The 22461-nt window shown below is 46.0% G+C and carries 20 protein-coding genes; 11 read left to right on the top strand and 9 right to left on the bottom strand.

Annotated features, from left to right (window positions below; translation table 11 throughout):
- The first annotated feature begins 262 nt into the window (after positions 1-262).
- Both JC525_RS14280 and JC525_RS14275 read left to right on the top strand, forming a co-directional pair.
- Positions 263-1903, top strand: a complete 1641-nt coding sequence (locus JC525_RS14280) for an acetolactate synthase large subunit (protein ID WP_198816416.1) — start codon at positions 263-265, stop codon at positions 1901-1903.
- Positions 1904-1934: 31 nt separating this feature from the next.
- Positions 1935-3365: an aldehyde dehydrogenase family protein gene (locus JC525_RS14275; protein ID WP_198816415.1), complete on the top strand. Its 1431-nt coding sequence runs from the start codon at positions 1935-1937 to the stop codon at positions 3363-3365.
- Between the two features lie 171 nt (positions 3366-3536).
- Here JC525_RS14275 and JC525_RS14270 read toward each other — a convergent pair whose 3' ends face one another.
- Positions 3537-3896, bottom strand: a complete 360-nt coding sequence (locus JC525_RS14270) for a DUF2237 family protein (protein ID WP_198816414.1) — start codon at positions 3894-3896, stop codon at positions 3537-3539.
- A gap of 167 nt (positions 3897-4063) precedes the next feature.
- On the opposite strand from JC525_RS14270, the gene ubiG reads away from it, so the two are divergent.
- From ubiG to JC525_RS14245, 5 genes are all read left to right on the top strand, one after another.
- Positions 4064-4816: a bifunctional 2-polyprenyl-6-hydroxyphenol methylase/3-demethylubiquinol 3-O-methyltransferase UbiG gene (gene ubiG, locus JC525_RS14265; protein WP_198816413.1), complete on the top strand. Its 753-nt coding sequence runs from the start codon at positions 4064-4066 to the stop codon at positions 4814-4816.
- 250 nt (positions 4817-5066) lie between these two features.
- On the top strand, positions 5067-6041 hold the full coding sequence (locus tag JC525_RS14260) for an esterase/lipase family protein (RefSeq protein ID WP_198816412.1): 975 nt from the start codon (positions 5067-5069) through the stop codon (positions 6039-6041).
- 8 nt (positions 6042-6049) lie between these two features.
- Positions 6050-7039: a lipase secretion chaperone gene (locus tag JC525_RS14255; RefSeq protein ID WP_198816411.1), complete on the top strand. Its 990-nt coding sequence runs from the start codon at positions 6050-6052 to the stop codon at positions 7037-7039.
- A gap of 196 nt (positions 7040-7235) precedes the next feature.
- Positions 7236-7844, top strand: a complete 609-nt coding sequence (locus JC525_RS14250) for a glutathione S-transferase family protein (RefSeq protein ID WP_198816442.1) — start codon at positions 7236-7238, stop codon at positions 7842-7844.
- Entirely contained in the window at positions 7844-8503 is a 660-nt protein-coding gene (locus JC525_RS14245; RefSeq protein ID WP_198816410.1) for a glutathione S-transferase family protein, read from the top strand. Before JC525_RS14250 ends, JC525_RS14245 begins: the two co-directional genes overlap by 1 nt.
- 109 nt (positions 8504-8612) lie before the next feature.
- Here the strand turns inward: JC525_RS14245 and JC525_RS14240 are convergent, their stop codons facing one another.
- Positions 8613-9785, bottom strand: coding sequence for an ROK family transcriptional regulator (locus JC525_RS14240; protein ID WP_198816409.1), 1173 nt, complete (start codon positions 9783-9785; stop codon positions 8613-8615).
- 284 nt (positions 9786-10069) lie between these two features.
- Here JC525_RS14240 and JC525_RS14235 point away from each other — a divergent pair, with 284 nt between their 5' ends.
- Positions 10070-11038, top strand: a complete 969-nt coding sequence (locus JC525_RS14235) for a carbohydrate kinase family protein (protein ID WP_198816408.1) — start codon at positions 10070-10072, stop codon at positions 11036-11038.
- Between the two features lie 122 nt (positions 11039-11160).
- Here JC525_RS14235 and efpL read toward each other — a convergent pair whose 3' ends face one another.
- From efpL to JC525_RS14220, 3 genes are all read right to left on the bottom strand, one after another.
- On the bottom strand, positions 11161-11736 hold the full coding sequence (gene efpL / locus JC525_RS14230; RefSeq protein ID WP_198816407.1) for an elongation factor P-like protein EfpL: 576 nt from the start codon (positions 11734-11736) through the stop codon (positions 11161-11163).
- 102 nt (positions 11737-11838) lie between these two features.
- Positions 11839-13569: a cisplatin damage response ATP-dependent DNA ligase gene (locus tag JC525_RS14225; protein WP_198816406.1), complete on the bottom strand. Its 1731-nt coding sequence runs from the start codon at positions 13567-13569 to the stop codon at positions 11839-11841.
- Positions 13569-14585, bottom strand: a complete 1017-nt coding sequence (locus JC525_RS14220) for a ligase-associated DNA damage response exonuclease (protein ID WP_198816405.1) — start codon at positions 14583-14585, stop codon at positions 13569-13571. The genes JC525_RS14225 and JC525_RS14220 overlap by 1 nt, the downstream gene beginning before the upstream one ends.
- A gap of 160 nt (positions 14586-14745) precedes the next feature.
- On the opposite strand from JC525_RS14220, the gene JC525_RS14215 reads away from it, so the two are divergent.
- Entirely contained in the window at positions 14746-17379 is a 2634-nt protein-coding gene (locus JC525_RS14215) for a ligase-associated DNA damage response DEXH box helicase (RefSeq protein WP_198816404.1), read from the top strand.
- A 201-nt stretch (positions 17380-17580) separates the two neighbouring features.
- Positions 17581-18285 (top strand): ligase-associated DNA damage response endonuclease PdeM, encoded by a 705-nt coding sequence (gene pdeM / locus JC525_RS14210; protein WP_198816403.1) that lies wholly within the window; start codon positions 17581-17583, stop codon positions 18283-18285.
- Between the two features lie 159 nt (positions 18286-18444).
- On the opposite strand, the gene JC525_RS14205 is transcribed toward pdeM, so the two are convergent.
- The 3 genes from JC525_RS14205 to folM all read right to left on the bottom strand — a co-directional run bounded on the left by JC525_RS14205 (position 18445) and on the right by folM (position 21245).
- Positions 18445-19338, bottom strand: a complete 894-nt coding sequence (locus tag JC525_RS14205) for a carbon-nitrogen hydrolase (RefSeq protein WP_198816402.1) — start codon at positions 19336-19338, stop codon at positions 18445-18447.
- Positions 19325-20389, bottom strand: coding sequence for an agmatine deiminase family protein (locus JC525_RS14200; protein ID WP_198816401.1), 1065 nt, complete (start codon positions 20387-20389; stop codon positions 19325-19327). Before JC525_RS14200 ends, JC525_RS14205 begins: the two co-directional genes overlap by 14 nt.
- 148 nt (positions 20390-20537) lie before the next feature.
- On the bottom strand, positions 20538-21245 hold the full coding sequence (folM, locus tag JC525_RS14195; RefSeq protein ID WP_198816400.1) for a dihydromonapterin reductase: 708 nt from the start codon (positions 21243-21245) through the stop codon (positions 20538-20540).
- Between the two features lie 160 nt (positions 21246-21405).
- Here folM and folE point away from each other — a divergent pair, with 160 nt between their 5' ends.
- Complete coding sequence (gene folE, locus JC525_RS14190) at positions 21406-22089, top strand: GTP cyclohydrolase I FolE (RefSeq protein ID WP_198816399.1); 684 nt, start codon at positions 21406-21408, stop codon at positions 22087-22089.
- 87 nt (positions 22090-22176) lie between these two features.
- Here the strand turns inward: folE and JC525_RS14185 are convergent, their stop codons facing one another.
- Positions 22177-22386 carry a CPXCG motif-containing cysteine-rich protein gene (locus JC525_RS14185; RefSeq protein WP_233095211.1) on the bottom strand — a complete coding sequence of 70 codons (210 nt, stop codon included), beginning with the start codon at positions 22384-22386 and terminating at the stop codon, positions 22177-22179.
- Positions 22387-22461: the final 75 nt, after the last annotated feature.

The raw sequence follows: 22461 nt of genomic DNA, 5'->3' as shown, positions 1-22461 counted from the left end.
CGTCAGCCAAGCGGTCTAACCCGGCGGGGCCTCTTTACTCTCGCTTCAAAATCTTACCGCAACTTTGTCTGTCACATGGTTAAACACTTAGCTCAATAGACATTGCTGCGGCCTTCACTCTCTCATTGCACAGTGAATGGTGTGTTCTGAACGTATCATTGACGAGCTTGTCACAAAATAATACCAATCGTTTTTTATACTAGTACCGTAGAAATCAACCATAAACTATTGAGCTACCCCCTCTACAAGGAGCGTGCTATACATGAAAGCGTCAGACTTATTTGTAAAAGCGTTAGAAGCGGAAGGCGTAGAATATGTCTTTGGTATACCCGGGGAAGAAAACCTCGACTTACTAGAATCACTACGAAATTCCTCTATTAAGCTCGTACTCACTAGACATGAACAGGGAGCAGGTTTTATGGCCGCCACCTACGGCAGGCTTACTGGAAAAGTGGGCGTATGCTTATCCACCCTCGGGCCCGGAGCTACCAATTTAGTTACTCCAGCGGCTTATGCTCAGTTAGGTGCTATGCCTATGCTTATGATCACTGGACAAAAGCCAATTAAGACCAGCAAACAAGGTCGCTTTCAAGTTATTGATATTGTCGACATGATGCGCCCGATAACCAAGTTTACTAGCCAAGTTGTCAGTGGAGACAGAATTCCTTCTACGGTGAGAGAGGCGTTCAGATTAGCCTCTGAAGAACGTCCCGGCGCGGTTCACATAGAGCTTCCAGAAGATATAGCGGCAGAGCAAACTGGCGCGCAGCTGTTAAAGCCTAGCGTGACCCGTCGCCCTATTGCTGAATACAAAGCGATTGCTTCAGCTATCAGCATGATAGAAGAGGCGCAATCTCCACTGCTGCTCATTGGTGCAGGGGCAAACCGTAAACTCACAGCAAAAATGTTAAGAGAATTCGTTGATAAAACCTGCATTCCCTTCGTCACTACGCAAATGGGTAAGGGTGTGCTTAATGAGAGTGACTCGCGGTTTGCTGGCAACACGGCTTTGTCAGACGGTGATTTTGTTCACAGAGCGATAGAGCGTGCAGACCTTATTATTAATGTGGGCCACGATGTGGTAGAAAAGCCGCCGTTTTTTATGCACCACAACGACAAAAAAGTAATTCACGTTAATTTTGATTCGGCAGCCGTAGACCCGGTTTACTTCCCCCAGCTTGAAGTGGTTGGTGACATTGCTAATAGCATTTGGCAAATAAAAGAAGGAATCACACCGCAAGACAGTTGGAAACTCGATTTCTATAAAGACGTGCATCAGGCCTATGTCGAACATCGCGCTGAAGCTGAAGATGACAACCGATTCCCTATCTTACCCGAGCGGTTAGTGCGGGATATACGAAAGGTTATGCCAGACAACGGCATTGTTACGTTAGATAACGGCATCTACAAAATCTGGTTTGCCAGAAACTACCCCGCTTACCACCCTAATACGCTGCTTTTAGATAATGCACTAGCATCAATGGGGGCAGGTCTGCCTTCTGCCATTGCCGCAAAACTCGTCAATCCAGATGCTCCTGTTTTAAGTGTCTGTGGTGACGGTGGCTTTATGATGAATAGCCAGGAAATTGAGACTGCCGTTAGGCTCAAGCTTGATCTTGTTGTGATCATATTGCGTGACGATGCGTACGGAATGATTAAGTGGAAACAAGCAAACATGCAGTTTGATGAGTTTGGTTTAGATTATGGCAACCCTAATTTTGTGAAATATGCACAAAGTTATGGAGCGCAGGGCTGGCGGGTAGATGATACCGACGTACTCATTCATATGGTTGATAAGTGTTTGAACACAAAAGGTGTGCACATTATCGATTGCCCTGTTGATTACAGCATGAATGACAAAACACTGAATCATACGATTAAAGAGTTGAGCGCCAAGCTTTAAGCCAGCGTAACACAAAGGTAAGGAGTCAAGAATGTTAAAGGAAAGCTATCCCTATTATTTAGCAAGCGAACCACATTACGCCAATACCGACTTGGACGTAACCAACAAATATACCCAAAAGGTAGCGACCAAAGTTGCGTTAGCAGATGCGGATGTTATCGATAAGGCCATTGCTGCCGCTGAAAAAGCCCAGCCAGCGATGGCTGCGATGGCGCCATATGAAAGACAAGCCGTATTAGAGCACTGCGTGAAGCGCTTTACAGAGCGCGCGGACGAACTGGCTCAAGCGTTGTGCATCGAGGCGGGAAAGCCAATCAAAGATGCTAAAGGCGAAGTCAGTCGCCTAATTGACACCTTTAAAATTGCCGCGGAAGAATCAGTGCGTATTAATGGCGAGACGGTTAACTTAGAAATATCAGCCCGCGCAAAGGGCTATCAGGGTATGACTAAGAAGGTACCCATTGGCCCATGTTCATTTATATCGCCGTTTAATTTTCCGCTCAACCTGGCCGCCCACAAAGTAGCCCCCGCTATCGCTGCAGGCTGTACGTTTGTTCTTAAGCCGGCGTCACGCACTCCAATTGGTGCACTTATTATTGGCGAAGTATTAGCGGAAACAGACTTGCCTAAAGGTGCGTTTTCAATTCTGCCTTGTAGCCGTGATGGGGCTGATTTATTTACCACAGATGAAAGACTCAAGCTGCTTAGCTTCACAGGTTCACCCGATGTGGGCTGGGCGCTTAAAGCAAAAGCGGGTAAGAAACCTGTAGTGTTGGAGCTTGGCGGTAACGCAGCGTGCGTGATTGACGAAGATGCCGATATTGAAGACGCCATCGACCGCGTAATTATTGGCGCGTATTATCAATCAGGCCAAAGCTGTATTAGTGTTCAGCGTCTTCTCGTGCACAGCAAAATATATGATGAATTTAAATCTCGCTATGTAGAAAGAGTGAAAGGGCTAGTATCTGGCGATCCATCTGATGAAGATACGTTTATCGGTCCAATGATTTCTGAAGGAGAGGCTGAACGCCTTCACGGTTGGATTGAAGAGGCGAAAAACAAAGGAGCCACCATCTTATGTGGTGGCACAAGAGAGGGGGCAATGCTGCAAGCCACCGTTATGGAAAACGTGCCAAAAGATTGTGATGCGAGTGCAGAAGAGGCCTTTGGCCCTTTGTCTATCTTGGTGCCATTTGATGACTATGATGAAGCATTGAAAGAAGTGAACAATAGTCGTTACGGTCTTCAAGCTGGCGTATTTACCCGTGATATTTATAAAGCACACAAAGCATGGGACGTGCTGGAGGTTGGTGGCGTTGTGATTGGCGATGTACCAAGCTGGCGCGTAGACAATATGCCGTATGGCGGTGTGAAAGACTCAGGTCTCGGGCGCGAGGGCATTCGCTACGCCATTGAAGATATGTCTGAAACCCGACTTATGGTAATTCGTACACCACAATAATTGGAGTAGTCTTAAACTTAGTTGGCTTTCTCTGGCGTTATCCTGCTGATGCAGTAAAAAAGGGCATGTTATCTTACATGCCCTTTTCACCGCTTCAGTTCACTGACCAAAAAGGCACACAACCGTTATAACCCTCTAGCTCATTGCACAATCCCCAAAGGTGCAGATAACCTAATCCGCTGCGTATTCTTCTAATAGTGCTAACGGGATAATATCCAGCGCTTTTTCATGCGTTGCTTCAAGACGAACTTTAGGTGCCACTCCAGCTTCATAAGCTTGTAACCAGCGAGCCGCGCACAAACACCATCGGTCTCCAGCAAGCAGACCGGGAAATGTCATGCTAGGCCAAGGAGTAATAAGATCGTTTCCTTGTCGTAATGAAAACTGAAGAAATTCATCGGTTACTATGGCGCAAACGCTGTGGTTGCCCACATCTGCATCTGGGACATAACAAAACCCCTCTCTAGTAAAACCCGCATTCCCGCAACACAACTGCAGTGGACGACCATAAACATTTTTTGCGTTCGCCAAAATCAGAACCCTCTTTTACAACGTATCTCTATACTGATGTCGCTTTGTTACGATATAAGAAAGTATATCGCGTCAGGTCTACAACCCTATTCTGCTCACCTTATGACCCTAAGTATTAAGGGTCAACCACAAAGCAATAGTGTACTTACGTTTAAAGGTAAAAAATCGTGCTCGACAAAAGTAAAAAAACAGGTGGAAGTAATTTCTCTGAAGATGAAATAGCGCGTTTTGATGCGCTTGCAGAATCATGGTGGGATCCTAAAGGAAAATACAAAACTGCATTAGACTTTAATCGAGCGAGATTAGAGGTCATAAAGGCGCAAATAGAAAGTCATTTCGGAAAAGGTAATATACCCCCGGACTATTCAACTTTGTCAATGATTGACATCGGTAGTGGTGGTGGCCTTATCAGTGAGCCCTTAGCTAAATTAGGCGCTGATGTTACAGGTATAGATGCGAGCGCAGTCAGCGTAGAAGTTGCCAAGCGGCATGCTGAAAAGAGCGGTGTGGATGTCACTTATAGACATATGCTTTCCAGTGAAGTGATGTACGAAGAGCTTCAGTATGACGTTGTAATTAATGCTGAAGTAGTCGAGCACGTGCCTGATCAACAGCAACTCATCAAGGAATGTGCAAGCTTAGTGAAACCAGGCGGACTTCTCATTTTAGCTACACTAAATAGAACGTTAAAAAGCTATATCATTGCAATTGTGGGCGCTGAATATGTCATGCGGTATTTACCCGTTGGTACTCACGACTGGCGAAAGTTTGTGAAACCGAGCGAGCTAAAGCATTGGGTTGGCGAAGCATTCTCGTTAAAACACCAAATTGGAATGAAGTTAAACCCGTTAAAAGGTGAGTGGTTAACCACATCGAGTCTTGCCGTGAACTTTATTCAAACCTATTCTAGAGATAAATAGCTGATTATAAATCATGCTTATGCTCTGTATGAAAGATGGAAATGGTATTGTGAGACATACCCAACAGCTAGCGCTAGCTAACTGAATTCGCAAGCTATTATCTAGACGGGATGGCTAGAAATGACGTGTATTTGCGGGAGCGCTTTATTAAAACTTGTTAGTAAAGCTTGATCTTTACATTGTGTTTACATTATTATAACAAAGGTCTGACCACAGACCAGATTATTACCATAATTATGGAGCACACTCTATGACACGAACCAACCACACACAACGAAAGCAAATAAGAAAAAGCACCTTCGCGGCTATATTGACATTGCTCTGCTTGTCTTTAGGCTTTTCCGGGCAGGCTTATTCAAGCACATACGCAAAAACTAAACACCCAATTGTACTTGTACATGGGTTGTTCGGGTTTGAAGATATTTTATTTGTCGATTATTTCTATAAAGTACCGCATAAACTCAGCCGAAACGGGGCCGTGGTTTATATCGCTGAAGTCTCACCTGCTAATTCCACGGAAGTGCGCGGCGAGCAGCTTTTAGAATATATTGACGAAGTCTTAGCATTGTCCGGCGCTGACAAAGTGAACCTTATTGGTCACAGCCATGGCGGACCGACGGCACGCTATGCTGCCAGTGTTGCGCCTGAAAAGGTCGCCTCGGTAAGTTCAGTGGCGGGCGTAAACTGGGGAAGTAAAGTAGCCGACCAATTGCGTGATGCGTTTTCAGAGGGCTCTGTTGGTGAAGGCGTAACTGGGCTTGTAGTTGATGCAGTTGCCAATATTATCGAAATTGCTTCAGGCTCAGATCCAAGAGACAAACCCACCGACTCAATTGCCGCCCTTAATTCACTTTCAACTGCTGGTTCAGTGGCTTTCAACCAGCGTTACCCTGAAGGGATGCCCACGGCGTACTGTCGTAACGATGGCAAAATGCTTGCTGAAAACGGTGTTTATTATTTCTCGTGGAGCGGCGGGAAAACTTACACTAATCCATTTGATGTTGTTGATCCATTTTTAGCGATAACTGGCACCGCGTTTAAAGAGCCAAACGATGGGTTGGTCTCAACCTGTAGTTCTCATTTAGGTAAAGTACTTAAAGATAACTACAAGATGAATCACCTTGATGAGGTCAATCAGAGCTTCGGCATCACACATTGGTTTGAAACCAACCCCGTTGACGTATTTGTTCGTCAAGCGAACCGACTCAAAGGCCTAGGCCTTTAACGAGGTAAATGATGTTGAGCTGGCGTTTTATCATAGTAGGAGGGCTGTGTGCTCTCCTTAGTCTCAGTATTTTCTTTTATATCGACTCAGATTTTATGGCGTTTGAAGTGGGCGCTCCTTCCCCGAATGCAAACGAAAACGTTCAAGGTGAAAGGGAATTCGGAATAGAAAGCGCCAGTCAACAAGATGATATTGGCGCTAATGCTGCTACTTTTGTTTCTGGGCATGGGACCGACTTTATTGGTGAGGGTCTTGAAGTCTTCACCTTGGATTATTCCACAAAGGACACCTTCGACCGCTTTATATTCGAGCGAACCTCCGAACTCCCCCACGTGGTTAAACTTGACTATTCGAACCATACTAAAACGAAATACACAGAAGAGTCTGCCCATACAGCAGCAGATTTATTTTCTCGCTACGTTGATTATAAAGTGGCGCTATCGTCTGTGGAATTAGAGGTAGACCTGTCAGCGCACAGTTTACGAGATGTAACCTTTAAGTTAGATGAGAGAGAAAACATACGGCGTAGGTATTTTACCGACAACGAATATCACTACTTATTCAGTCAAGAGGCACAAGTCGACGAAGCGGCATTAGCAAGATTGAGCATTGCTCAGGAAGACACGCTTTCAAAAGAAGAGAGAAAAGCGCTTATAGTAGACGCCCTGAAGGCGGGTGATCCCGCTGAGCGCGACGCTTTTCAACCTACGTTGAATATGCATCGCATTAATGAAATCAAGACCACCTATAGTAGTGCAAACGATCGCTTCAATGCTGTAGCCGCAGAATTTGGAACGGAAGTCGCGCAGCGCTTCGCTCAAACATGGGAAGAGCGAGCTCAGTGGCAGGCAAAGGTAGAAGCATACACACGTTTTAGAGATGGGTTGATGGAGCAGGGGCTTTCACATGAGACGATGAGTGAGTCGCTGGCGGAATACCAAAGGCGATATTTCACTGCGAACGAGATTAAACGTCTTAAGGTGCTTACAGCGCGATGACAAGGCGAGTCGATGTAAGGGCATAGAGAACGAGCAGTGATATGGTAAGACCATAAAAGCGCTGAATAGTATCACCGCTATACGAAGTGATTTGAAAGCACGCAACAACCTTACTAATCTAGATTTTGTTCCTGAACTTACACCGTTAATTCCAACGTTATTTCTATCGTCATTTCGCGAGGCTAGTCATATCACTATGAAAATCTACGAAACGAAGACCGCACCCAATCCACGCCGAGTACGCATGTTTTTAGCCGAGAAAGGCATTGATGTTGACTATGTTCAAGTCGACATTCAGAAAGGGGAAAACTTAAGTGCAGAAATGCGTGCCAAAAATCCGCTGGGAAAAATTCCTATTCTAGAGCTTGATGACGGTACCTGTATTGCTGAAACCGATGCCATTTGCACTTACTTTGAAGCGCTTCAGCCAGAACCGCCGTTAATGGGTACAACTCCCGTTGAAAAAGCCACGATATCGATGTGGCAGCGACAAGTAGAGCTGGCATTTATGATGCAAGTAGGCATGTGCTTTCAGCATACCACGGGCTACTTCAAAGACCGTATGACGCCGGTTCCTGAATATGGCAAAGAAGCTGGTATAAATGCGGCTAAATATCTCAATATTTTAGAGCGCCGACTTGGTGTGAAAGAATACATAGCGGGAGATGCTTTTTCTATTGCTGACATAACGGCGTTATGCGCTATGGATTTTGCCCGAGTTGTAAAAATACGTATGAGCGAAGAGCATGTTAATTTAGCTCGCTGGTACGAAGCGGTGAGTAACAGAGCGAGTGCAAAAGCCTAATGATAGATTTATATACTGCGGCAACGCCCAATGGCTGGAAAGCGTCGGTGGCGTTAGAAGAGATGGGTCTTGAATACACTGCTCATGCGGTTAATTTAATGAAAGGCGAGCAGAAAACCCCTGAGTTTTTGGCCACGAACCCGAATGGACGTATACCCGTTATCGTAGATAGAGACGCCGATGGCCACGTTGTTTTCGAGTCCGGCGCCATTATGATTTATCTCGCTGAAAAGACCGGAATGTTCTTGCCAAGTGATGCTAAGGGTAAAAGCCAGGTTATCCAGTGGCTGATGTTTCAGATGGGTGGAATTGGCCCGATGATGGGGCAAGCCAACGTATTTTATCGGTACTTAGAAGAAAAAATCCCTGTTGCTATCGAGCGATACCAAAACGAAGTTCGACGTCTGTTCACTGTGCTCGATGGCAGGCTAGAGGACCGTGAATACTTGGTCAACGACTATAGTATTGCTGACATGGCTAACTGGTGCTGGGTGCGCACTTACGAATGGTCAGGTGTTAGCATTGAAGGCTTGGATAATCTCATTCGCTGGAAGAACAGTATTGAAGCAAGGCCAGCAGCGCGACGTGGTGTGGAAGTGCCTAATAAGATAGATAAAGAGGCGCTGCTTAAAGGGGCTAAAAACGTCGTGACTAGGTAGGCTCTCTCGCTCCTTCTTATTTGAAGAGACCAATCATACTGCGGTGCCAGCGCGTTTATTTTTCTCTCACTGGTATACCGCCCCAACGCTGTCTTGAACTTTCAGATGATTAGTAATAGTTTGCTTGGAGCGCTAAGTTTGCACTGCCGATAGATTGCGCTTTTGCGCCGACAAGGCCAGGACTCACTTGTATCTTTGAAAGCCCGCGCATATCAAGATGCTCCATCGACCCTTTGGTTCTCTCAACCAGCGATTTCTTTACGTCATTAGGGATAGCACCATCTATGATTACACCCTCTACATCCAAAAGGCTCATTGCGCATTGAGTTGCAAATGCTAATCCCTTGGCGGTTTCTGAAAGCCAATAGTCAACGACGCCCTCGTCGCATGACCAGTGTGAAGGCGATTCATAAATATGTTTGCCGTTTTGCCCAGCGTCTACGAGTGCCCGTTCTAACAAATAGAGCGAAGATTGAGTAATCAACTGGCGCTGCGAAGTGCCGCTAAAAAATGGTAAAGAGCCAATAGCGCCTGCATTGCCCGTTTTTCCGTTTATCAGCTGGCCATTCAAGACAAGACCACCGCCTAAAAAGGTGCCAACGAAAATATATAAGAAGCTTTCGTAACGGTTAGGATTGCCGAAAGACATTTCGGCGCTGCACGCCGCTCCCGCGTCATTTTTAATAAATACCGGTAAGTTGAGAAGGTCTTCAAGGGCGCTTTGAGGATCGAATTCTCTCCACTCTTCTAATTCATTTTTCGGAGCACCAGCCTCCTCTGCCCAACTCCAAATCTCGAAGGGCATAGCTACGCCTAAACCCCTAACAAGGCGTTGTTGGTCGGTATCAAGATTCTTAATGAGCACGTTGAAGGCACGCTTTGCGAAATTAAGTAAATTGCTAACCGTTGGATAGTCAGACTTTTCGTGAAGTGTTGCTTTTACATTGCCTTTTAAGTCAAGCAGTGTCATGTCGAAGCTACGGCGACCAACCTTAAGGCCAACGCCAAATGCACCATTAGCGTCAATACCAAAAGGAACCTTCGGCTGACCTACACCACCTTTAATAGGCTTTAAACGTTTTACTAAACCATCGGCTTCTAGCTTTTTTATGATTACCGTAGCGGATTGCGCGGACAAACCGGTTAATTGAGCGATTTCAGCCTTGGGTAATGCAACACGTTGACGAATAAGCGTTAGGATTTCCCGTTCATTGGTTGAGCGAGCATCGAGGAGTAAAGGCGTCTTTTGGGATGGCAGGTGAAAAGCCGGTTCAATATTCAATATAATTACAATCTGTCCATTAAGAGAGACTAGAGTTTAATAACAAGCTAGCCGCGTATCAAATTTAAGAATTAGGGTAGTGCTTTGTTCAGAAATAGTTTTTTATCATGATCTAACACTACGCAAGCATATCCTACAATTCTTTAGGCTGATTTTAAATCAATTGGGTTGATTTAATTGTTTCTTTCGACAATACTATGCCCCAATTATTTAACGATTCGTTAACTTTGTGTTTTATGCACAAATTTAACCGTCTATTTTGAACTTTGTTGAACGAGGCCGGTATGAAAATTTTATGTTTAGGTGAAGTGCTTATTGATATGTTAAGCCAAGGTGCGGCGCCCAAAGATGGCAACATACCAGCCATGAAACCTTTTCAACCTTATGCGGGTGGTGCGCCTGCAAACGTTGCTGTAGCGGTAGCGCAACTGGGTGGCGAGAGTGCAATGGTATCGAAAGTTGGCGATGATACCTTTGGCGCGTTTCTTAAAGAGATGCTTGAGCACTATAAAGTTAATACAGATTTCGTGTGGACAACACAAGAAGGTAATACCGCGTTAGCATTTGTTAATTTAGATGAAAACGGCGAGCGCTCGTTCGACTTTTACGTCGATAATGCAGCACACAAGCACATTTCAGAGCAAGATTTATCGACAATCGATTGCGATAAAAATACTGTACTTCACTTCTGTTCGGGTTCGATTTCAGGCCCTGAGCTTATTCCTGGCACTGAGTTTATTCTAAACAAGGCGAAGGAAAACGGCATGATGGTGTGCTTGGATATCAATTATCGCCCAGCGTTTTGGGATGACACCGTCAACGCGCCAACGCGTATAGACGAAGCGGCGAAGAAAGTGTCTATACTAAAAGCAAGCCGTGAAGAGCTCGCGGAGCTTTATGGCGAAGAAAATGCCGATACAAAAGTGCAGCAGTGGTTAGATAGCGGCGTTAAAGTGGTGCTGGTTACTGATGGCGGCGAGCCAATTCACTATATTACTAAGTCGTTTAGCGGCACGCTAGCATCGCCAAAAATGGATGTGAAAGACACCACAGCAGCAGGTGACTCGTTCATTGGTGGTTTCCTGTATTTCCTTTCCACTAAAGTAAAAAATGCCGATGAATTCGACGCTTGGGCAGAAAACTTTGAAAACGTTAGTGAAGCGACTGAATTTGCCATTCGCTGCGGAGCTTATACAGTAACCCAGTACGGCGCATTTAGCGCGCTGCCTACACAGGCTAATATCGCTAAATAAGTTATTTGTCAGACTGTTAAAAAAAGAGGGTTCACGTCAAACTGAACCCTCTTTTATTTCTAAGTACTAGCAACAGCGACATTGAAAGTGCCAGGCTATTGAGCTAACTGCATTAATTGAGCCTAGTGCTTATCTGCTCTGCTTTGAAACTTGCGTTCTTCAGTGTTGACCTTAATCCATTCACCGGTGCTGATATATTCAGGTACCTGTATTACCAGACCAGTTGAAAGCGTGGCTGGTTTAGTACGTGATGTTGCCGACGCACCTTTGATAGAAGGGTCTGTCTCTACGACTTCGAGCTCAACGCTCATTGGCAAGTCTAATGCCACGGGAACTTCGCTTACGATAACAACCTGGATACCGTCGGTTTCTTCATTAATGAATAAGGCTTCGTTTTCAATACTTTCTTTGTTCAAGTGATAAGGGGTGTAGTCTTCCTTATCCATAAACACATACTCGTCACCGTCAATATAAGAAAACATTGCTGGGCGACGGGTGAGGTCTGCCATATCCAACGTATCTGAGTCTTTAAACGTTTCGTCGTATTTAGCACCCGTTACCACGTCATACATACGCATGCGATAAATACTGCCACCAGCACGGCCTTGGGGAACAGAGCGTTCAATATCGCGAACAATGCAAGCTTTTCCGTCAAATACCACGGTGTTATTCTTTTTAATTTCACTAGCCTTAGGCATGGCGACTTCCTATTGTTTTGTTCAGGCTGTAAACCCGATGATTTGTCTTCTCCCATTCTCTGCGATTTTGCATGACTAAGAAAGTGTTTTTGGGGGCTGGTATTAACTCTCTATTAACGCTTTTACATTTGCCAAGGTGTCAGCTTCATTGGCAGGCTTGTCCCAACGAATTCTATGTATACGTGGAAAACGAAGCGCAACTCCAGATTTGTGCCTTGATGAAGGGTGTACAGCGTCGAATGCCACTTCTAATACGAGTTCTTTTTTAACTTCCCGTACGGGCCCGAAGCGGCCCACTGCATTGCGTCTCACCCAGTTATCCAGCTTCTTAAGCTCTTCATCGGTGAAGCCTGAATATGCTTTTCCAATGGGCAGTAGTTGGTTGTCTTCCCACGCACCAAAGGTGTAATCGGAATAAAAGCTAGAACGCTTACCATGCCCGCGCTGCGCGTACATCATCACAGCATCAACAACCAGTGGATCGCGCTTCCATTTAAACCACTTACCCTTCGGCCTGCCGGGAATGTACTTACTATCGAGGCGCTTTATCATTAGCCCCTCGACAGCACGGTTTTGACAAACTTGAGCGTGAAGCTTGCGAAGGCTTTGAGAGGAGGTAGCGGTAAGGGTTTCTGATAGAAACAAACGGTTGTTACTATTTTCGCTAAACCACTTTTCAAGGGCTTGGCGCCGAGCTTTCAACGTTTTTTCAGTGAGATCCTCACCATTAAGCACTAAGGCGTCGTACACAATGAGCCCTACAGGAGCGGAAGACTGTAGCGCTTTGCTTGGTTTTTTCTTATTAAGGCGCTGCTGAAGCGCGTTGAAGGTGTCCACATCCGGCTGCGCGGTGGACCAAGCCTGTGAGTCGCTTTTACCACTCGTTGTATTTCCAGTAGTCATACCTTGAGCGGTTGATTCTCTAGATAAGTCATAGCCATGTTCCACGTTGTGGATAACCAGCAGTTCTCCATCTAACACCATGTTACCGCTAACAGACTCAAGTAAGTCGGGAAATGAGTGGCTGATGTCATCGCCAGTGCGGGAAAAGAGTGCTTTTTCGGGCTCATCCTCATTGGTTGTATCACTATCAATAGACCTATCATTAAAAGCTTTACTTGACTTAACAACGAGCTGTACACGAATGCCGTCGTACTTGTTTTCAATTTGCCATGTGTTCTCAGTAAATGCCTCAATATCGCTGTCTTCAATGGGGTGAGAAAGCATGACCGGGTGAAAGGTTACCGCATTTTCGATATCTGGCTTTTCAGCTTTTCCTTCTAGCCATCGAAGCATGTCAACGTAAGGGGGGTGAACCGCATGCCAAAGTGTTTCTATTTCTTTGATATCTTTATCGCCATAATCGGCTAGTATTTGTTTAATAGAGCGGGCCGACACGCCTATGCGCAGCCCTCGCGTACCTAACTTCAATAAGGCCCAGCGCTGAGCTGGCGTCATTATGGTTAAATAATTGGCCAGCGTTTCCGACACCTTTTGTTTACTCACCGATGCAAAGGTTTCAACCACTTCAGTGAGACTTGGAAGGAAATCCGCGGGCTCGCTGTGGGGCCATAAATGGGCCACGGTTTCGCTCACTTCACCGACATAATCGTAGCTCATGGCGAAAAGGGCGGGGTCAGTGTGTTCGGTAACAAGCTTCTTTACCGTGTTGCGCTTAAAAAAGTCGAAGCGCAGCGTGCCCGCCATAGCGGCGATGGCCCAGCCTCGGTCGGGGTCTGGCGTATTGGCAATGTAGTCAGCGATAAGCTGCGCTTTTGCCTTGGTACCAGCAGTGTAATAAAGTTGCTCTAGTAAGTTACTGAACGCCTCCACTAGTCGCCTCCTTGCTCTTCTTCGTCATAACCAACTAGCGATAATGCTCTGGCTTTAAACCCCATCTTCTCTGCCTGATACATTAAGGCGTCTTCTCTGCCGTGGGTCACCCACACTTCTTTTGGGTTTACTTCTTCGATGGTTTGCAGCAATTCGGGCCAGTCGCAATGATCAGAAATAATAAGTGGCAGCTCGGCATTTTTTTGCTTGGCACGAGCGCGAATTTGCATCCAACCAGATGCCACAACCGGACGCACATTAGGTAAGCTTCGTGACCATCTGTCAGCAAGTGCCGAAGGCGGCGCAATGACTATCTCACCGGCCAAGGTTTTTTTATCCGTTACCTCAGATACTGGAATTAACTCACCCAAGTCTATTCCCAATTGCTTGTATAAATCGCACAGTTTTAGCTGCGCACCGTGTAAGTAAATTGGCTTGGCGTAACCCGCGTCGCGCAGTGCTAATATCACCCGTTGGCATTTACCTAATGCATATGCGCCTACTAGATGACATCGCTCGGGAAAAACCCGCAACGAATGAAGCAGCTTTTCAATTTCATGTTCAATGGGCGGATGCTTAAAAACAGGAAGCCCAAAAGTGGCCTCGGTAATCAAAACATCGCAAGGGACAACTTCAAACGGAGGGCAGGTAGGATCGTGACGGCGCTTGTAATCGCCAGAAACCACAACGCGGTAGCCTGCATATTCAATCAGAATCTGTGTAGACCCAAGAATGTGGCCTGCAGGATAAAACGTGACTTTTACGTCATTAAACTCAATGGTTTTTCCTAACGTTACAGCGTGCTGGTGAATCGCCATGTCTTTACCGTAGCGGGTTTGCATAATAGACAGTGTTTCTGAACTTGCGTACACACTGTTATGGCCAGCCCTTGCGTGATCAGCGTGGCCGTGTGTGACAAGCGCTGTCGCTACTTCATTCATGGGGTCAATGTAAAACTCACCAGGCTCACAATAAAGGCCGGTATCGTCAGCTTTCAGCCATGTTGATGGGTGCACTATCAAACGTATCCGTTAACAAAAGTTTGTTGTTACTACGTATTTACGGCCCAAAAACGACCACTTAACGCCGCTCACACACTAAAAACTAAAGAGATCATGAGTAAACCTAACTAAGGTTTTGCCGTATAAGTGCTAAAAGTATTAACAAGAACCATCAATGACCCCACTTCCTTCAGTCTTTGCCCGTTGGTTTGAACAAAAAGGCTGGCAATTACGCGATTATCAGCAAACCATGCTGACAGAAAAAGACCAGCATGACTGTACATTATTGATTGCGCCAACTGGAGCAGGCAAAACCCTATCCGGCTTTTTGCCTAGCCTAATCGAACTTGCTGAGACATATGGTATGAGTGAGCTTGCTGAGACATATGGTATGAGTGAGCTAGCTGAGATGGTGGAAGATGGGGTGCCAGTTGAAGCATCTGAAACGAGACAGCTTTCTAGGTCGAGAGAAACTGACGAACACCTCGAAACAAAGGCTACAGATAGACAGGAAAAGAAAGGAAAAGAAAAGGGTGGTTTCAACGGCCTGCATACCCTTTACATCTCGCCGCTAAAAGCACTCACGCAAGATATCCACCGTAATTTATTGCAGCCCATTGAAGAAATGGCGCTGCCAATTACGGCCGAAACACGCACTGGCGATACGCCCTCGCACAAGCGCCAGCGTCAGCGCAAGAAGCCGCCTCATATCCTGCTCACTACCCCTGAATCCCTCATGTTGATGTTGAGCTACGCGGATGCAGATAAGCTATTTGGTAAACTCAAACGGGTTATTATCGACGAAACCCATAGTTTAATGGCCAATAAACGCGGCGATTTTTTATCACTTGCTCTCGCACGATTAAGCGTACTCTCACCAAACTGTAAACGCATAGGTTTGTCAGCCACCGTAGCCTTTCCCGAGACTTTGGGCGCGTGGCTGGCTGGCAGTGACATTGTAGCTAATATTGTAAAAGTGAAAGCAGGTGAAAAGCCGAAAGTTGAAATGTTGCACTCTAAAGCGCGCATGCCTTTTGGTGGCTTTATGGCTCGCTACGCTATCGAAGATATCTACCAAGCTATTGAAAATGCCCAAACCACATTGGTTTTTGTTAATACCCGTGCTCAGTCTGAACTGCTATTTCAAATGCTGTGGGAGGCAAATAAAGCAGCGCTGCCCATTGCGCTGTATCACGGCAGCTTGAGCAAAGAGCAGCGCCGCAAAACCGAAGCCATGATGGCCAGCGGTATGCTGCGGGCCATTGTATGTACCTCGGCGCTAGAGCTTGGTATCGACTGGGGAGACGTCGACAAAGTCATTCAAGTAGGCGCGCCGAAAGGCGTGAGCAGGCTGCTGCAAAGAATAGGGCGGGCTAACCACAGGCTCGACGAACCTAGCGAAGCGCTACTAGTACCCGCAAATCGCTTTGAAGCGCTGGAATGCCAAGCAGCAATCACCGCGATTGAAAAAGGTGAGCTAGATGGCGAAAGTCCACAGCCGGGCGCACTAGATATTATTCCTCAGTTCATTTTGAACTGTTTATGTAGTAGGGCTGATAGCCCAGATACTTTATACCAAGAAATACTTACCGCCACGCCGTATCAAGGGCTAGATAGAGATGATTTCGATAAGCTATGGCAGTTTACCCAAGACGGCGGTAGTGCTCTTAATGCTTATGAGCGGTACCAGCGTTTAACAAAAAACGACGATGGCACTTTCTCGCCAGCTAATCGCCGTGTTATTCAACGGCACAGGCAGAACATAGGTACTATTGTTGAAGCGGGTCGACTTAAAGTAAAGCGTATCCGCAGAGGAAACCAAGGCAAGATTATCGGCGAAGTAGAAGAGTATTTCGCCCAGCAATTAACGCCGGGAGACACCTTTTACTTTGGGGGAGAAGTGCTGCGCTTTGAAGCTATTCGCGACATGCAGCTTCACGCGAAGCCTGCAAAAGCCAAAGAGCCAAAAATACCAAGCTACGCAGGTGGGCAAATGCCGCTATCAACTTATTTAGCTGAAGGTGTACGCGAAATTTTAGCGACACAAAAGTCGTGGAGAGCCTTACCCGCACAGGTACAAGAGTGGCTTAAACTTCAGCAGGCATTTTCTGAGTTGCCTAGCCCTGAGCGGGTACTGGTGGAGCAATTTCCATTCAGGCAGGCGCATTATACGCTGTACTACACCTTCGACGGACGAAAAGCGAATCAAACCTTAGGTATGTTGCTAACTCGACGAATGGAGAAAATGGGTATCAAGCCTTTAAGCTTCAGCGTGACCGATTATGGCTTGTCGGTGGCATCGGTAAATCCAATATCTCAAGTGCAACTGCAGCAGCTATTTCAGCCTGATATTTTAGGTGATGAATTAGAAGATTGGATGCTACAAGCACCTATGCTCAAGCGCTCGTTTAGGCAAGTGGCGGTGGTAAGCGGCCTAACAGAACAGCGTTATCACGCCAGCCAAAAAACCATGAAGCAGGTAACGTTTTCTACCGATCTTATTTACGATACCTTGCGAGAACACGACCGCGACCACATTTTACTTAAAGTGGCCCGAGCTGATGCAGAGCGTGAACTGCTGGATTTAAGACGACTTGCCAACTTACTTATTCGCTATGTAGATTCAGCTACGCTGGTGAATCTTGAAAAACCCTCGCCAATGGCCATACCTATTGTGCTTGATGTGCGTAGTGAGCAAGTGAAAGGCGCGGGTGCGCAGGCTATTATTGAGCAAGCCGATTTATATGCGGAAGCTGAAACCATGCTAGATGAAGTGCGTGCATTGCTCTCGGGTTCCCTCGTTAATTAATATTGGTGATGTCACGGTGTTGGTTTCACATCAGTAGCATTTGCAAAGCAAACTTCACTTGGCACCATGAGTAGCCAGTAGCCAGTAGCCAGTAGCCAGCAGCCATCAAGCAATAGCTAAATAGTCTGATACCATTGAGATATTAAAGTTCGCAGCCACATACCAAGAACATAAATACATAACTAGAAGGATGAGGACAATTTGGCAATAAGCGATTCATGGCTGACCGAAAAAGTAAGCCAGCGCCACATCACTATTACAAAATATGCAGATTACTTGTGGCTGTTAGATGCGCGCGGCGTAGCCTATTTGCCGGTATGCGACTGGCTTATCGTGTCCGACCTTCACTTAGAAAAAGGCAGCTTTCTACGTAGCTTTGCGAACCCGCTGCCTAGTCTAGATTCCACCGCCACGTTAACGCGTTTAGAAAGCATTGTTGATGACTATCAGCCCACGCGGGTGATTAGCTTAGGCGACAGTTTCCACGATAAGCACAGTATGTCGCGCATGACTGTCGAAGACCGTCAGCACCTCTGTCGATTAGTAAATAAAGTGCACGAGTGGATGTGGGTGGAAGGTAACCATGATCCTGATTTACCTGACGGCATTCCGGGTACGCCATGTTTTGAAATAGCGCTAGATGGCATGGTGTTTAGGCACGAACCTGAAGAGGGTGAACAGCGTGCACAGGTTATCGGCCATTATCACCCCAAAAAACGCACAACCATTGCTCGCCGGCGCTATTCGGGCAAATGCTTTACCAATAGTGAGAGCTTATTTGTGATGCCAGCCTTCGGTCAATTCACTGGGGGCTTAGACATCGACGAAGACGTCATGCTAACGCTATTGCCCAAGCGTTCGCGTCACGTTTTTATGCTTTACGACAACATTATATTTAAAGCGTGAATCCACAGCAAATTACAGGGTCAGAGTACATTTCAGCCACGACAGCTTGAGTTCAAGAAAATGAACCGACAAATTCTGCACCAGTTCGGGCGGCGCTTGCGGGGGAGAGCGTACTGTCTAGATTGAGCTTAAAAAGTACTCTGATCCCCAGAATTTGAGTTAGTCGCGCCAGCGCTTTGTTAGTTCGTCGTAAGCGTCGATGCGGCGGTCGCGGAAATAAGGCCAAATGCGCTTCACTTGCTCGGTGCGCTCCATATCAAGCTCAACGGTTAGGGTGGTTTCGCCCTCAGCCTCGGCTTTCGCCAAAATCTCGCCTTGTGGACCTGCTACAAAGCTTTGCCCCCAGAACTGAATGCCCGGGTCACCTTCAACAGGCGATGCTTCAAAGCCAGTGCGGTTCGCGACGATAACCGGCACTGAGTTTGCCACAGCGTGAGAACGCTGAATGGTTTCCCATGCACCGTGCTGACGAGTACGCTCTTCTTCTGTGTCAGTTAAATCCCAGCCAATAGCGGTAGGGTAGAACAACAAGTCTGCGCCTGCCATTGCCATTAGGCGTGCCGCTTCTGGATACCACTGGTCCCAACACACCAATACGCCAAGTTTACCTACGCTGGTTTCAATAGGCGTGAAGCCCATATCGCCCGGTGTGAAGTAAAACTTCTCGTAAAAGCCTGGGTCATCAGGAATATGCATTTTACGGTATTTACCCGCAATTTCTTTACTGCGGTCGAACACGACAGCGGTGTTGTGATATAAACCTGAGCCGCGTTTTTCGAACAGTGATGTCACCAACACAATGTTATGCTTTTCTGCTAGCTCACCAAAAAAGTCTGTTGCTGGGCCTGGAATTGGCTCAGCTAGATCGAAGGCGTTAGTATCTTCTTGCTGGCAAAAATACAGGGTGCTATGCAGTTCTTGAAGCAGAATGCACTCGCAGCCTTCAGCGGCTAATTTAGCAATTTGTTCGGCACTTTTATTCCAGTTCGTTGCTTTGTCGTTATCGGCAACGGCCTGTTGTACCAGACCCACTTTTAGCTTAGCTGGGCGCATGTATTGACACTCCTTTTTTTAAGGTGGTGATAATCGAATCTTTTAACGTATTTGTGGGTACCTGCATGGAAATACAATGCAAGCTACCGTATTGTCTTACGAGTACACTGCAATCGATTGGTTCAACAATATGATCGGGATGTGCTCTTTGCACGGTTTTAATTGCCTCGGCATCTTCTTCTTCACCATACACGGGCAGTAAAATCGCGTTGTTACAAATTAAGTAGTTTGCATATGATGCCGGAAGACGATCTCCTTCATCATTTACGATATGCGGTAACGGTAAATGGAACTGTTTATGCTCAGGAAGCTCCAGCGAGCACTCATCACACAGAGCTTTTAACCCTTCAAAGTGACTATCGTTAGGGCGATTGTTACACGCCTGAATGACTAAGCCTTTGTTAGGGGTAAAACGCACGATGGTGTCGATATGGCCGTCGGTGTCATCACCTTCTAGATGACCGTGTTGCAAGATAGTAACTTTGCTACAACCTAGCATGTCTCTAAATGCATCTTCATAGGCACTTAACGACATATCGCCATTTCGTTCAGGGTTAAGTAAGCACTGTGCAGTACTAAGTAAGTGGCCATCTTCGTCAATTTCTAAAGCGCCACCTTCAGCTACAACAGGGCTGCTGCGAAGCACAGATTTACACATGGCGGCCAAATAGCGTTGATTGGCGAGGTTATCCTCTGACGCATTAAACTTATTACCCCAACCGTTAAAACGAAATTCTACTGGCGAGCCATTACCCTCACTGTCTTTACAGGTGATAAAACCGTAGTCGCGCATCCAGGTGTCGTTATATGACGCAGGAACGATCAGTACTTGTGCGTTTTCAGGTAAACGAGTTACAAGGCTGTCTACATCATCAGGTGCACACAACAATATCACGCCAGCGCTATTGCGATTTACTGCCGCAATCACGTTAAGATAGGTTTCTCTCGCCTCTTCTAACCATGGAGCCCAATCGGTTTGTGCATGCGGCCATGCTAACATAACAGCATCAATGTCATGCCATTCAGGGGCCATAGTACGGTTGCCGTGCATAGTAAAATTCCAAATAGCGTTAAAATAGGGTTCGGATTATAGCCATGCCTCAGCAGTAGACCAAGGCAAATGGCGATGAAATTAATTGGCGGTGACGATTACTTTATTACATTAGTATACGCTGGTTGTATGAAGCGAAGGGGATGCCTTATTTCAAATGTCGCCCACCGTTGAGATGAAGCGTTTGTCCCGTCACATAGTCACTATCAAATAAGTAATTCATTGCTTTCACGGCTTCTTGCGCACCTGGTACTATTTCAAGTAACGACTTTTTAAGTGCTTTCTGTCTATAGGCTTCATCGTCGCCTTCATTAAACATAAGTAAAGCAGGAGCTATGCTATTTACTTTTACCTGAGGCGACAGTTTCTTTGCAAAGGACAAGGTGAGGTTGTGCAAGGCAGCTTTGCTTGCTGCATAGGCCATGTGTTTTTCACTGCCCGTTTCTTGAATATAATCAGTCATATGAATGATATCGGCTTGGCCTTCATACTCGCGTAGCGCCCTTTCGAGCGCTAGATTAATGCGGTAGGGTGCGACAGCGTGAATCATCATCATTCGCGCTATAAGGCTTTGTTTATCGTTACTATCCTTTTCTTGCGCCCAATCAGACGCATTATGAATCACGGCACGATAGGTTTTACTGATTGCCTTAATCTCATCAATTGCTCGATCAATAGCCGCCTCAGTGCTAAAATCAGCCTGTAGAACTGTTGCGCCTTTATCCTTAAGCATCGTGATACTCGGGCGGGGTGTTCGATATGTCAATACGACATGCTGGCCTTGCTCAAGTAAGCTTTCGGCCATGGCTAGTCCAAGACGTTGGCTAGCGCCTGTTATAAGTACAGGTGATTTCAAGATGATGTCCTTCTTAATTAAGCAGTCGCAGTTTTATTATTGTGTAAGTAGCACTATCGGTAGCAACAACATTAAATAAAAGTCATGTTGTTGTATAACCGAACTTTTACGAGTAACCCAGCGTAGAAGTTCAAAAAAAGCAGTAACAACGGATAAAGCAATGTTAGCAAAAGAAGCGGTAATTGTGCGCGATGCACTTGACCACTCTATTTCAGAATCAGCACAGCGTGTACGAGATGCATTAGAAGCCAGAGGATTAGAAACCCCTATGGTAGCTAATGGGCTGACAGATGAGCAGAAACGAAAGCGAATTGAAAGCGCCATGCGAGACGTAATGGACACGCTTGGTCTAGATCTGGCTGATGACAGTCTATGTGACACGCCAGCGCGCATCGCTAAAATGTATGTTAACGAGATTTTTAGTGGGCTGGACTATCGAAAGTTTCCTAAAATTACTGCTATCGAAAATAAGATGCAGATTGACCAGCCAGTGCAGGTTTCCGACATCAGTCTAACCAGCACATGTGAGCATCACTTCGTTACTATTGACGGCACTGCGACGGTTTCTTACATTCCGAAAGACACCGTAATCGGTCTCTCGAAAATTAATAGGTTAGTTGGCTTTTTTGCGCAACGCCCGCAAGTGCAAGAGCGCTTAACTCAGCAAGTGCTTATAGCATTGCAAACGCTTACAAATACCGAAGATGTTGCAGTGAGCATAAACGCCACACATTATTGTGTTAAGGCGCGAGGCATTCGAGATACGAATTCATATACAAAAACGTCTGCCTTGGGCGGTCTTTTCCTTACAGACAGTGAATTGAAACGAGAGTTTTTCCGATAAGTTTATTTCGTTGCAAGCATTGAAAAGACCGCTGAATTTAGCGGTCTTTTTGTTTAGAAATGTACAAAGTAACCTTTAACAAAAAGGTTACTTAATGACGTTGTCGTTAATAATTTCATCGACGATAAGATTTACACTTCCTGCTATCCCGTCCGCGGGGGTGAGGCTAAGTATTTTATTACAGCAACTGCAGGACTCATGCTGCTCGTGATACATATCTTGAAGGCTGTCGAGTTGAAAATCGTTAATTGCCCCGCAATAGGGGCACATATATTCCAAAGCGCGATCACTTTGCATTGTTCTATCCGTTACCATGTTAAACATATCCATATGACATAATTCGAATGTCGCCGGGGGCTTAATTCTGAGAAG

The organism is Alteromonas sp. IB21, from assembly GCF_016405965.1.
GTDB lineage: Bacteria > Pseudomonadota > Gammaproteobacteria > Enterobacterales > Alteromonadaceae > Alteromonas.
This window is presented reverse-complemented; position numbering and strand designations above follow the sequence as displayed.